12 protein-coding genes are annotated in these 11,972 nt (G+C 54.2%); 3 read left to right on the forward strand and 9 right to left on the reverse strand.

Annotated features, from left to right (window positions below):
• Nucleotides 1-17: 17 nt before the first annotated feature.
• The 8 genes from NST69_RS24435 to NST69_RS24470 form a co-directional block, all read right to left on the reverse strand.
• On the reverse strand, nt 18-854 hold the full coding sequence (locus tag NST69_RS24435) for an aldo/keto reductase (RefSeq protein WP_342547384.1): 837 nt from the start codon (nt 852-854) through the stop codon (nt 18-20).
• 190 nt (nt 855-1,044) lie between these two features.
• On the reverse strand, nt 1,045-1,503 hold the full coding sequence (locus tag NST69_RS24440) for a cupin domain-containing protein (RefSeq protein ID WP_076083140.1): 459 nt from the start codon (nt 1,501-1,503) through the stop codon (nt 1,045-1,047).
• 145 nt (nt 1,504-1,648) lie between these two features.
• Entirely contained in the window at nt 1,649-2,584 is a 936-nt protein-coding gene (locus NST69_RS24445) for an SPFH domain-containing protein (RefSeq protein WP_342547386.1), read from the reverse strand.
• Nucleotides 2,584-3,018: an NfeD family protein gene (locus tag NST69_RS24450; protein ID WP_342547387.1), complete on the reverse strand. Its 435-nt coding sequence runs from the start codon at nt 3,016-3,018 to the stop codon at nt 2,584-2,586. The genes NST69_RS24445 and NST69_RS24450 overlap by 1 nt, the downstream gene beginning before the upstream one ends.
• A gap of 677 nt (nt 3,019-3,695) precedes the next feature.
• Entirely contained in the window at nt 3,696-5,630 is a 1,935-nt protein-coding gene (locus NST69_RS24455) for a glycosyl hydrolase family 18 protein (RefSeq protein WP_342547388.1), read from the reverse strand.
• 481 nt (nt 5,631-6,111) lie between these two features.
• A complete protein-coding gene (locus NST69_RS24460; RefSeq protein ID WP_036726063.1) occupies nt 6,112-6,753 on the reverse strand; it encodes an XTP/dITP diphosphatase in 642 nt (213 codons plus the stop codon).
• A gap of 1 nt (nt 6,754) precedes the next feature.
• Nucleotides 6,755-7,513, reverse strand: coding sequence for a ribonuclease PH (gene rph / locus NST69_RS24465; RefSeq protein ID WP_076083128.1), 759 nt, complete (start codon nt 7,511-7,513; stop codon nt 6,755-6,757).
• Between the two features lie 191 nt (nt 7,514-7,704).
• Entirely contained in the window at nt 7,705-8,826 is a 1,122-nt protein-coding gene (locus NST69_RS24470) for a GerMN domain-containing protein (protein WP_036726066.1), read from the reverse strand.
• 264 nt (nt 8,827-9,090) lie between these two features.
• Here NST69_RS24470 and NST69_RS24475 point away from each other — a divergent pair, with 264 nt between their 5' ends.
• Nucleotides 9,091-9,690 (forward strand): phosphatidylglycerophosphatase A, encoded by a 600-nt coding sequence (locus NST69_RS24475; protein WP_036694809.1) that lies wholly within the window; start codon nt 9,091-9,093, stop codon nt 9,688-9,690.
• Between the two features lie 42 nt (nt 9,691-9,732).
• Entirely contained in the window at nt 9,733-10,572 is an 840-nt protein-coding gene (locus tag NST69_RS24480) for a hypothetical protein (RefSeq protein ID WP_342547389.1), read from the forward strand.
• Between the two features lie 54 nt (nt 10,573-10,626).
• Here the strand turns inward: NST69_RS24480 and NST69_RS24485 are convergent, their stop codons facing one another.
• Complete coding sequence (locus tag NST69_RS24485) at nt 10,627-11,205, reverse strand: TetR/AcrR family transcriptional regulator (protein ID WP_342547390.1); 579 nt, start codon at nt 11,203-11,205, stop codon at nt 10,627-10,629.
• Nucleotides 11,206-11,654: 449 nt separating this feature from the next.
• On the opposite strand from NST69_RS24485, the gene NST69_RS24490 reads away from it, so the two are divergent.
• Entirely contained in the window at nt 11,655-11,969 is a 315-nt protein-coding gene (locus tag NST69_RS24490; protein WP_339313306.1) for a helix-turn-helix domain-containing protein, read from the forward strand.
• The last annotated feature ends 3 nt before the right edge of the window (nt 11,970-11,972 follow it).

Genomic DNA, 11,972 nt, shown 5'->3' on the forward strand with positions numbered 1-11,972 from the left:
ATGCTCTATCTGTCAGCTTAGAAATTGAAATTATCCGGGTCCGGGCCGAAGCGGTGGTTCTGATTCAGCTCCTCGATGGCTTTAACATCCTCATCGCTGAGTGTGAAGTCGAAGAATCCGGCGTTCTCGATGATCCGCTCCTGATGGACCGACTTCGGAATGGTGATGACACCCTGCTGCAGATCCCAGCGCAGAACAATCTGTGCTACCGTCTTGCCGTAACGCTCTGCCAATTCCTTCAGCAGCGGCAGGTCCAGATTCCCCTGCATGAGCGGACTCCAGGCTTCCAGCTGGATATCATGCTCCCGTGCATACTTCAGCAATTCACGCTGGGTCAGCAGCGGATGGAATTCCACCTGGTCCACCACCGGCACCATGCCGCTGTCCTCGATGATATCCTCCAGATGATGCGGCTGGAAGTTGCTCACCCCGATGGATTTGACCAGTCCTTCCTTTTGCAGATGGATCAGCGCTTTCCAGGTTTCTTTATATTTACCAGCAACCGGCCAATGGATCAGATACAAATCTACCTGCTCCAGGCCCAGCTTCTTGCGGCTGACTTCAAAGGCCTTCAGTGTCGATTCATACCCCTGATCCGGGTTGCGGACCTTGGTGGTAATAAAGAGCTCTTCCCGGGGGACTCCGCATTCACGGATGGCCTGCCCCACACCCTCTTCATTGTTATAGCCGGCAGCCGTATCAATACTGCGGTACCCCGTCTCCACCGCAGACTTCACCGCACGGATAACCTCCTCACCATCCTTGGTCTGCCATACGCCAAGACCCAGCCACGGCATAGTTACTCCATCGTTCAAGGTAGGCCCGCCTGTAAATGGTGCGTTCTTCTCACTCATATCGATACCCTCCAAGCCTAATTTGAATTCAACAAGCTTCCTTAACCGTATTACCGCTCTCATAATCATCCAATTGCGAAATCTGTTCCCGTTATAGCGAATAGGTTGCCAAATCGTGAAGATTGTATGCCTCTTATGTACAAAAATGGAGCACAGCCCCTTCCCGGCCGTACTCCATTACATAACCCGCTTATTTCTTGTCAATCAGCTTGAAATCATCAAAATGGAACTCCGGCGATACGATGCAGGAGACGAGCGCCGGCTCTTCGCCGAGCGGGCGGGCGGCCTGCCATACGCCTGGAGGAATCACTACCTGCGGCTGCTGGCCCGCAGCGATATCCAGACCCAGGATAACCTCCGTTACGTTCTCCGGCTCTGCGCCATTGCCTCCCAGACTAAGCACGATCGGGCTGCCGGAATGATACAGCCAGATTTCGGAGGACAATACAGTATGCCAATCCGAACTCTCGTCAGCATGAAGCAGGAAATAGATCGATGAAGCTGATGCGCGCGGGCCCGAATAAGCCTCGCCCAGCGTGTCCTGAGGAATCTCAAACGGAGAATTCCACAGTCTCTTGTACCATCCGCCTTCCACGTGGGGCTGTAGCCCCAAGGTTTCTACGAGCGGGGAAATTTCTTTTTGCGTCATGGGTTCTTCTCCTTCAAGTTTTGCACAGCGGCAAAACAGTCTTCATAAGCAAAGGCTTAAGAGGTACAAGCGTACCTGCTAAGCCTCGGCCTGATTGTGCTATTAACTGTAACGGATCCTGCAGCAATTGTAAATTATCTTCTGCTTATTTGGCTTCTTTGCTAGCCTTGAATACTTCGGCAATCGCTCCCAGGCTGCCCAGCGTCTCCACCGCACTGGTCGGCAGGAATATTTTGTTCGCTGGTCCCTTAGACATGTCAGTCAGAGCTTCAAAGGACTGATAGGCCAGTACTTTTTCATCCAGTCCTGCGCTGGCAATCATGGCAATCCGGGCCTTCTCGGCCATCGCCACTGCTTCGATCGCCTTGGCCTGACCGAGAGCTTCCAGCTCCTGCGCCTGACCGAGACCTTCCGCCTGACGGATGCGGGCTTCCTTATCCCCTTCGGCCTTCAGGATCTTACTCTGCTTATCCCCTTCAGCACGAAGGATCATATCCTGCTTGGCGGCTTCCGCCTCCAGGACAATCGCACGCTTGCTGCGTTCTGCCTTCATCTGTTTGTCCATGGCTTCCTGGATATCGAGCGGCGGCTTGATGTCGATAACTTCGACACGCTCAATGCGCACGCCCCACTTCTCTGTCGCTTCATCCAGCGCGAGACGGATGTCGGAGGAGATTTTTTCACGGCCGGACAAGGTTTCATCCAGCTCCAGCTTACCGATAATCTGACGCATGGTGGCTGTGGAGATATTCCGTACCCCATACACATAATCGGAGATTCCGTACGTTGCTTCTTCCGGACCCACTACCTGATAGAAGATAATCGTATCGATCTGCACCTGTACGTTATCCTTCGTGATTACCGTCTGCGGCGGTACATTCGCCTGTTGAATCCGCAAGTCATGATAGACCCGCACCTGATCAATAACCGGAATCAGAATGTTCAGACCTGGTGTGAGCAGGCGATGGAATTTACCCAGACGCTCTACAACTCCAACTCTTTGCTGCGGGACAATCTTGATCGTCATTGCGATAAATACTACGACGACAACAATAATAATTCCGATAATCACCAATTCCATTAGTACATATCCCCCCATCGTTCTACTTCAATAATGGTAGTGCTTCTTCTTACTACAATTACCTGCTGACCCTTGCCCAGTGCTACTGTAGAGGTCGCACTCCATGTATCGCCGCCAATCTTGACCTGCCCGTAACGGCCAGGCTCAATCGGTTCGGTCACCAGACCCTGTCTGCCGATAATCTCGGTCCCGGTATCCTTGAAGCCCCGCGCATTGCGCAGCCGCTCAGACAATGGCTTGGTGAAGAACGTCAGGGCCAGGGCTACCAGCGAACCCGCTACAACCTGCAGCAGCCATGCATCCGGCAGCACAAGCGCAACCAGTCCGGCAGCCAAGGCTCCCAGGCTAAGCCATAACAAATAGAATGTAAACGTAAACATCTCTACAACAAACAAGACGCCAGCGGCAATTAACCACAATACCCACATACTCATTGGTGAACCCACCACCTTCCGCTATATACTACTATAACGAAATAATCGGCATCACGTTTCACAAAATTTTTGGAGGCCGGGACAGCCGCCTGTCTGTTCATTATATTTCAGCCTGTGGAAGCTTATGAACCTTAAGCGGATACAGGTCGGCTAAATTGTATTTAAACATAAATATATCCCATCGAAGCGCAAAAAACTCATTACCCAAATTTCCGTACCCCGGAATCCTGCTTCCAAAACCTCCAAGGAACGGAATTAGTTATAAATACGGTGCCAGCCACCACGCCTGAACTGGAATGGAGAGGGGCGGATCAAGCAAGTGGATTTAATACATCTAAATAAGATATATTATGGCTCCTACAGAAATTAGTTGGAGAAACAACACTTAATCGGCCCAGATTCCCTTGAATGGGGAGCGTTCGGCGGATTAACTGTACTTTTCCAACTGCTTCCTTCAATGACCGCGTTTCAGCGAAATTAAATGCCTTTTTTCCAACTGTGTTCGCACTCTATTCATAATAGCAAGCAGATTAAACAGCAGGATCGCTCGTAGCAACGTATCATTCTAAAAAGCACTTAAAAAAACGGTGCCAGCTTAAAAGCCAGCACCGTTCCTTGTTCTATACTTAGGCATACTCATGCCCTATGGCTGGATTTCCGTGCTGTCCGCTCCGCCTTTAGTTCAGCTTCCAGAGCGCAGGAGTGACATTCGGCTCCCAGCCGGCCAGAGAGGTATGCGCCTGCAGGCAGGTGTAGGATTGCCCGCTGTAAGTTACGATATTGCCGACACTATAAGTGGCGCCCGCTTTCCAGGCAGCAGCGCCTGGGGTAGCCGAAGGGACTGGCGTCACTACAGGAGTAGAGGTTGGCGCTACTGTCGGCGTAGCCGAAGGGCTTACTGTCGGGAGTGGCGTAGCTGTCGGCTGCGGAGTAGCGTTACCGCAAGTTCCGGTCACCCGCCACACCCCGAAGGCTCCGCTAAGATCCGGCCGGTCCCCTTGCGTCCACCACTGGGCCTGATAGATCAGCCCTCCATAGGAGGCCTGCTGCCCCTGTGTGTAGACAGCGGTGGAACTCCACGCAGCGGCCGTGCATTGACCTGGTGTCGCAGTCGGCGTAGCTGTTGCGGTCGGCGTGGCCGATGGCTTCACTGTTGCGGTTGGTGTCACTGTTGCCGTAGGTGTTGCTGACGGCTTCACTGTCGCGGTCGGCGTGGCCGATGGCTTCACCGTTGCGGTCGGCACCGGCGTAGCCGTTGGTGTCACTACTCCGCCGCCCAGTTCAGCGCTGAGCTTGGTCTGCAGCGTCTTATTGCGGTCCCCGCTGGTCTCCCAGAACATGGCTCCGGCCAGACCCTTGGTTTTCAGGTAGCTGGCTTTGAAGCCGATGGATTCGGCATCATCATAGCTGATGAAGGTTTGATTGGACGGGTTATAGAGATAAGGGACCTTGGAGGTGTTGTTCCAGTAACGGGTGTAGCCGTTCTTATTGATATAATTGGCTTCCAGATCACTGAAATCGTAGTTGCCCTTCTCCCAGGTTCCGGTCTGGGAGATCCCGGCAGATACCTGATACTGCCCGTTCCCCGCAGCAGGGGCCCCGCCCCAGCCCCGGCCGTAGAACGGCATGCCGAGCACCAGCTTATTAGCCGGTACGCCTGCACTCAGATAGCTGGTCACCGCCTTGTCGATATTATAGTTCGCCGGCTCGGTCAGCCCTGACGATGCGGCTGCCGGGTCATAATACAGCGGCGCATTGTGGCCGGTAGTAGGGTTCCAGCTGCCGTTGAAGTCGTAGGTCATAATGTTGATCCAGTCCACCACAGAGGCGATTCCGCTAAGATTGTTATTCTGGATGTAGGTCGGTCCGGCACCGGAAGCGATGGTCAGCAGATACGTTTTGCCGTCGGCAGCTCCTGCGGCATTCAGCTTCTCCCGGATCTTTTGGAGCAGCAGGATGTAGTTCTGCTTATCCTCGGGGCGGTAGCTGTTGCCCGCAAGTCCCCCGCTGACCGGGTATTCCCAGTCCAGATCGACACCGTCCATCTTGTATTTGCGGATGAAATCGACGGAAGAATTGGCGAACACCTCACGGCTTGCCGCCGTGGCAGCCACATCCGAGAAGCGGTTGGACCAGGTCCAGCCCCCGACGGAGATCATCGTTTTCAGATTCGGATTCTTCTCCTTCAGCTTCCAGAGCTGCTTCAGATTCCCCTTGATCGGGTCATCCCATTTATCATCACCGAAGCTTTTCTGGGCATCGATCCAGGGATCGCCCAGCACTACGGTGCCATTGGGAACGCTGATCGCCTGCCCCTGCTCGTTCTGGCAGGACCAGGTGACCGGATTCGGCCCGGTCGGGTCGGGATTGCCGTGTATTCCGTTCCAGCAAATGTCGGCAAAGGCATAGTTGATGACATTCATTTTGCCAGGATCGATATCCGTTACATTATAAGCCCGCCCGTAGGCGGCCCATGAAGCATAGTAGCCGACAATCTTGTAGTCTCCGGCTGCCTGAACAGTTCTGCTGTTTGCACCAAAAGCCGAAAAAAGAGTAAGGAAAAGGACTGCCGCCAAGCCAAGCACAAAGGATTTGCTTTTGATAAAGGCCATTTCGTGATTACCTCCCCGGTTCAATGCGTAACCTGTAAGCCTGCTTCATGGACATCCATGCGTCTTTGCCATCAAGGATATTAAGTGACCGTTCTTCCCTTGCCGCGAATGAGAAAGCTCAGCGTTCACCTCCCGGACCCGATTGGCCTTGACCTTCACCCTGTGAAACTATTAAACTCCTGGCAATCTGACTGGTAGAATAGTGAAATACAGCTCAAAAAAAGCGCAGTTCAGCAGCATACGGATCACTCGCTCCGCTACGGCCTACGTTGTTGTTTGGTACAGGGCAGGGTGGGTGGATTGCGACGATTTGCGGAAGGATGCAGGATCTGCGAAGGGGTGAAGTCAACTCTTATTCTCATACAAAGCCGGAGGATATGCTAGGGATAAATTTCCATAATCAGGGGGGATTATTATCTAAAAAAAACAGAAGCAGCCCCGAGCATACTGCTTACGGGCTGCTTCCAAGATTCCAACTCTTCTATTTACCGCCGCTCTGCGCAGCAGCAAGCTTCTCGGTCAGACGCCGCAGCGCCGTCCCGCGGTGGCTGATCGACTGCTTCTCTTCAAGCGTCAGCTCAGCCATCGTCTTCTCGTATTCCGGGAGATAGAACAGCGGGTCATAACCGAAACCGCCGGCACCCGCAGGCTCCGAGGTAATCCAGCCTTCGACCGTACCCTCAGCCGTCCATTCCCGGCCGTCCGCCGGATCATAGAGCGACAGGGCACAGACGAACCGGGCAGGACTCAGCAGCGGCTGTCCGGTATCCTCACCCTGCTTCAGCCGCTCCAGCTCGCTCATCAGCTTCAGATTGTTCGCCTCATCATCCGCCGCCTCGCCGGCATAACGGGCCGAGTATACGCCGGGGCTTCCGTCCAGCGCCTCTACACAGAGACCGGAATCGTCTGCCAGCACCGGCAGTCCAAGAGCGTCCCCTACAGCGCGGGATTTCTTGAAGGCATTCTCGGCAAAAGTGGCCCCGTCCTCGACCACATCCGGCAGATCCGGGTAGTCATACATGCTTTTGACCGTAAGTCCCAAGGGAGCAAAGGCATGCTGGAACTCCCGCACCTTGCCTTTGTTCTTCGTCGCGACAATCAGAATTCCGCTGCCGGACTTCATCCTACACCTCTTGACCGGGCTGGCCGGCAGGGATTTTGAGCGCGATGGCGCCAAGGACTTCTTTTTGCACAGCGATCAGCTCGTAGATCCCCTTCTCTCCGAGACCCAGCAGCTGGTCCAGCTCCTGGCGGGTGAACGGGCGCTCTTCGCCCGTGCCCTGAACCTCAACGAAAGCGCCGCTGCCCGTCATGACCACATTCATATCCACCTTCGCCTTGGAATCCTCTTCATAATTCAGATCGAGCAGCGTCTTGTCGCCAACGACACCCACACTGATGGCTGCCAGGTAGTCTGTAATCGGGAAGACCGTCAGCTTATTCTGGAGGGCAAGCTTGTTCATGGCGAAGGCCATCGCTACAAAAGCACCCGTGATCGAAGCCGTCCGCGTTCCCCCGTCTGCCTGAATTACATCGCAGTCCAGCGTAATACTGCGTTCGCCGAGCGCCTGCAAATTCACGACCGAACGCAGGGCCCGTCCGATCAGGCGCTGGATTTCCATGGTCCGCCCGGTCAGCTTGCCGCGTGCGGCTTCACGCTGGTTGCGGGTCTGGGTCGCGCGGGGAAGCATCGAATATTCGGCGGTTACCCAGCCCTTGCCTTGTCCCTTCAGAAACGGCGGGACCTTCTCATCCACGGTTGCCGTACAGATGACCTTGGTATCTCCCATCTCAATGATGACGGAGCCTTCTGCATATTTGTTGGTCTGGGTCGTTATCGTCAGTGGCCGGAGCTGGTCTTCGTTGCGTCCGTTTGATCTCATCTTTTCTGCCTCCTACATCGTATAGCGCAAAGTTTGTGTATACATTCATCCGTATCTTATACGCAGAAACGGGTGCCGCCCCCTATGGAAGAGAACGGCACCGCTGCTCCTGACCCGTTATTCGGATGAACAATACTTTATTCTATCAAAGAGTAGGCACAAAAGCATCTTTTTAGGCCGGTGGACCCGCTCTAAAGCGGCAGCTCGTTCACATATTCCGGCGCGGAGACCGGCTGACCGTAATCGACGTTGTTGGTACCCGTAACCGTATCCTTGCCGTTCAGACGGATCTGTACCAGCGAATCATCTGTATTCTGGGCCACCGTCAGCACGACCGACTCCAGCATCTCCTCGGGAATGCTTGTGCTGCCTTCGAACATATCATCGGTCAGCGATACGGTGACTACCCCGTTCTGCCCTGCTTTTACAGAATCAACTACCGTTCCCTGCGTCATGACCATCTCCAGGCCGTTCTCGGACTGCGGTCCGGCAATCAGCTCGCTCAGAGCTGCCTTCACCGTATCCCCGCCAGCGGGTACAAAACGGGTAACCGGAACATAATACTGGTGGCCGCCATCCGGTGAAGCAGCTGCGAAATAGACCGTGACTGCGCTGGAGTTCATCATCAGTGCGTTATGCTTCGGCAGATTAATGCCCATGGTACGGGACAGCGGGCGATCCAGCGGTGTGCCTTGCAGCGGCATTTCAGTCAGCTTTTTGCCATCGACCCAGAGCTGTACTCCCTTGATGTCATCCTGCCCGGTCAGTGTCCAGGTCAGCGCTTCAAGGATTTTGCGTTCATCCGCAGGATCGTAGTCGTTAAACGCCGAGTTGAATTCAACAATTGCGACATGGTCCTGGCCGACAGATACATTGTTCACTTTCGTCCCTGCAGGAAGTACGCCTTGGAAGCCCTTAGGCAGTGCAGACGCGTAATCCCCCTTGCTGACGAGTGCCGTGAGGGAATTTTTCAGCATGACCGTGTCCTCGCTTTTTGGAAAAGACAGAGCCACCGGAGCCAGCAGACCGTTCTGATCCTCCAGATACACAGTAGTCCGCTCCCCGGCTACAGCAGGCGCACCGGTATCCTTCACCCCGGCAGACAGATCAGTCTCATCCATGGAGGCCGGTCCGAATACACCGGTATCCAGCGTATCTTCCCCGCTCACTTGCAGCATTTGCGCTTCTACGGCGGCGGGAGGCGGGTCCACAGCGGCGGATTCTGAACCGAACAGACTGCAGCCGGAGAGCACAAGCGGAACGGCCAGCAGGCAAGCCGCAGACGCCCCGCGGAGGTGTTTCACTGGTTTCATCAATCTTCATTACCCCTTTCTAGCGTTAAGATCAGTTTGTACTGCTATGTATACGAGCCCTGTGTCCAAAAAATAACAACAGCTTATCCTAAATTACAGAAGTTCTGCCGGAACCCCTGCTTGGCTGCGGACACTGCTGTGTTCATCCAAGTTCAGCCTGCTTGCGGGATACAATTCCGGACGTTTCTGGACATCGGTCTGCCGCTTGCGTACAATTTAGTACATACCTGCTAATTCAACCTACTCACGAATGGAGGACTTTTCATGACTGATGCCAAAATTCCTTACAGCCTCAACAGCAAAGCCGTTGCCGAAGCGACCCGGTACTGGCTGCACAAGCGCGGGGTCACTCTGGAGGAGATTGCCGAGCTTGTCATGATGCTGCAAAAGAAATACTATCCGGGCCTGACCATGGAAGAATGTATTCATAACGTTGAGATGGTCCTCAGCAAGCGTGAGGTGCAGAACGCAGTCTTGACCGGCATCCAGCTGGATGTGCTGGCGGAGGAGGGCAAGCTGTTCTCGCCGCTGCAGGATATGATTGAGAACGATGAAGGATTGTACGGGGTAGACGAGATTCTCGCCTTCTCGATTGTTAATGTATATGGCAGTATCGGGTTCACCAACTATGGTTACGTGGACAAGCTCAAGCCCGGCGTACTGGAGAGGCTGAATGACAAAACCACCGGCCAGATTCATACCTATCTGGATGATATCGTCGGTGCTGTAGCCGCAGCGGCCAGCAGCCGGATCGCCCACCGCAAGCAGGCGGAACGCGAGCAGGAGCTGGGCCTGCCCCATGCCCCGGAGGACGCGGAAGAGGCTGCACGGCGCAGCCGGCTGGAGGAGACGTTGCCGGAATAAGATGAGAGCTACTATTCATAAAAGGAAAGGTGCGAAGTATGCATGACCTATTCGTTCGTAGTGGAGCCGCTGGCTGTCCAGGATTTCGAGAGTGAGGATGAGCGGATTGAGCGGTGTAAGGAATGGAATCTTCTGCCCGGTTCAGCCACCCGGGTCAAGACTTATCTGTACAAGCGGCAGGGCCTGACCCTGCCTTGTGAAATTATAGGGTTTGTGGATAATCAGACGGTGGTGGTCCAGTTCGAGAATAAGCAGCAGCATTGTATCCACCCGGCCTACCTCAAAGAAATGCAGACCGCCAGCTTCGGCCAGCGCGCGCAAGCGGCGGCGGATGCACGGTCCGAGGACCCGGCAGAAGCTGCCGGAGAAGCCGAGTTGCTGGAGAACCAGCCGGTTGCGGAGGTTCGCGGTGAGGATGATTCGGAGGGTGCGGGGAGTGCTGGTGCTGCGGTGGGCGATACTGCGGAGCGTTCAGAGAGTGGGAGTGCTGATGCCGCTGGAGGCGTGACTGCTGGGGAGACAGCGGCTCCTGCAGAGAAGCCGCGCAAGCCACCCGCCTCCAAAAAGAAGCCCGCCCTGCAGCTGCCGGAAGACAAGCTCAAGGTTACAGCGGTTGTCAAGGAATTTACGACCGTTCCCAACCACTTTTCGGATAACGATGATGAAGTGATTATCTATGACAATGTAGCGATAGAAGGGCATGAGCTGGCCATTGACGAAGTCTGGTCAAGCCATAGTGCCACGCTGAAGAAGCTGGAGCTGAAGGAGGGCGACCCTGTTTCTTTTGAAGCGAAGATTGTAGCTAAGAAGCTCTCCCAGCACCCAGTCAAATACAAAATCAACAACCCTTCCAAGATGAAGGTGATCCAGCCGGATTCTTAAGAATGGGGATAATTGCAGACCGCAGGCCACTGGACGGCACCGTCAGATTATTGTCTAGGGCAGAGCGTCCAGCGGCTGCGGTCCCATTTGGTTGCGTTCGAGGAGGATGCTGATATCCTCCATCAGCTTTTTGGCCGAAATAGGCAGCGATTGTGTAATCCACCATTCCATGACTCCCACAGCAGCCGAAGCCATAAAATGCAGCAGCATCTCCTTGTTCATCCCCCGGTTCACACCCTCCATATCGATCTGCTCCGCCAGTCCCTCCATCAGCATGGCATGCAGACGGCTTCTGAAGGCAGGAATGCCGCTGTTATTAATGAGTGTAATGAAGACGGTAGCATGCTGCTCCACATATTCAGCCGTACGCAGCAGGGGACCGGAGGAGGTGAAATCCAGATTCTCCTGCACGCCCATACAGCGGTCACGCAGCTCCGTCATTTCCTGCTCAACACACTGATCCAGCAGATCATATTTGTCCACAAAATGCAGATAGATAGTCCCTCTGCTGACATTAGCCCGCTCCGCAATCTCATGTACCGTAATCTGTTCAAAGCTCTTCTCTTCCATCAGACTAAGAAACGCCTTAAAAATAGCATCCCGCGTCTTCCCGATCCGCCTGTCCACCGCCATCCCCTCTTACCTCTCCTTCCCTTGAGCCCTTAGTTGGGTTCATTATATTTATCAGTTGTCAAAAAATCAACAGGTGTGCAGAATTCAAGGGCACTATGCTCCTCATTTACGCTACTCGGCCACTTTCGGCGAATTCAGGGGCATTTGTGCTCTTCATTTACGCTCCTCCGCCCACTTTCGGCGAATTCAGGGGCACTTGTGCTCTTCATTTACGCTCCCCCGCCCACTTTCGCCGAATTCAGGGGCACTTGCGCTCCTCATTCAGACTGCTCAAAGGGATTAATCCCTTTCATTTCTACACATCTGCCATTTCTAGCTGAATCAATGGGATTTATACCTTTCATTTCTACACATCCGCCACTTCCAGCTGAATCCTCCACAGCCCCCTAAAGAAGTTGGAGTCCTCCCCCACAAAAATGTAGACTAGATATAGGAGGAGGATGAACGGTATGGGACACTTAACAGGAACAAGAGAGAAGGCAGCGCAAGAGGTGTTGTCTGGCATTAAGGCAGCGGTGGTTGCCCGCAAGTATGGGGTGACCCCATCGACGGTGAATCAGTGGGTGAGGGACTACCGAGAGGCCCATGGGGAACAAGATCATCCGTATCCCCAGGAGCAGGTGGAGGAACTGAAGCGCCTCCTGGACGTGGAGCAGAAATACGAGAAGGCCGTCAAGATCCTCGGCGAAAAGGAGTTAGAGATCGAGATTCTGCGTGAACTGCTAAAAAAGCCAACCCCTGCTTATCCGAAAAAATCGAGGTAGCCG

Source organism: Paenibacillus sp. FSL P2-0089 (assembly GCF_038595095.1).
Classification (GTDB): domain Bacteria; phylum Bacillota; class Bacilli; order Paenibacillales; family Paenibacillaceae; genus Paenibacillus_AQ; species Paenibacillus_AQ silagei.

Bases quoted from the DNA above. Each gene is read 5' to 3' on its own strand.
- NST69_RS24435 (WP_342547384.1), bottom strand. From the start codon at position 854: ATGAGTGAGAAGAACGCACCATTTACAGGCGGGCCTACCTTGAACGAT.
- NST69_RS24440 (WP_076083140.1), bottom strand. From the start codon at position 1,503: ATGACGCAAAAAGAAATTTCCCCGCTCGTAGAAACCTTGGGGCTACAG.
- NST69_RS24445 (WP_342547386.1), bottom strand. From the start codon at position 2,584: ATGGAATTGGTGATTATCGGAATTATTATTGTTGTCGTCGTAGTATTT.
- NST69_RS24450 (WP_342547387.1), bottom strand. From the start codon at position 3,018: ATGAGTATGTGGGTATTGTGGTTAATTGCCGCTGGCGTCTTGTTTGTT.
- NST69_RS24455 (WP_342547388.1), bottom strand. From the start codon at position 5,630: ATGGCCTTTATCAAAAGCAAATCCTTTGTGCTTGGCTTGGCGGCAGTC.
- NST69_RS24460 (WP_036726063.1), bottom strand. From the start codon at position 6,753: ATGAAGTCCGGCAGCGGAATTCTGATTGTCGCGACGAAGAACAAAGGC.
- rph (WP_076083128.1), bottom strand. From the start codon at position 7,513: ATGAGATCAAACGGACGCAACGAAGACCAGCTCCGGCCACTGACGATA.
- NST69_RS24470 (WP_036726066.1), bottom strand. From the start codon at position 8,826: ATGAAACCAGTGAAACACCTCCGCGGGGCGTCTGCGGCTTGCCTGCTG.
- NST69_RS24475 (WP_036694809.1), top strand. From the start codon at position 9,091: ATGACTGATGCCAAAATTCCTTACAGCCTCAACAGCAAAGCCGTTGCC.
- NST69_RS24480 (WP_342547389.1), top strand. From the start codon at position 9,733: ATGACCTATTCGTTCGTAGTGGAGCCGCTGGCTGTCCAGGATTTCGAG.
- NST69_RS24485 (WP_342547390.1), bottom strand. From the start codon at position 11,205: ATGGCGGTGGACAGGCGGATCGGGAAGACGCGGGATGCTATTTTTAAG.
- NST69_RS24490 (WP_339313306.1), top strand. From the start codon at position 11,655: ATGGGACACTTAACAGGAACAAGAGAGAAGGCAGCGCAAGAGGTGTTG.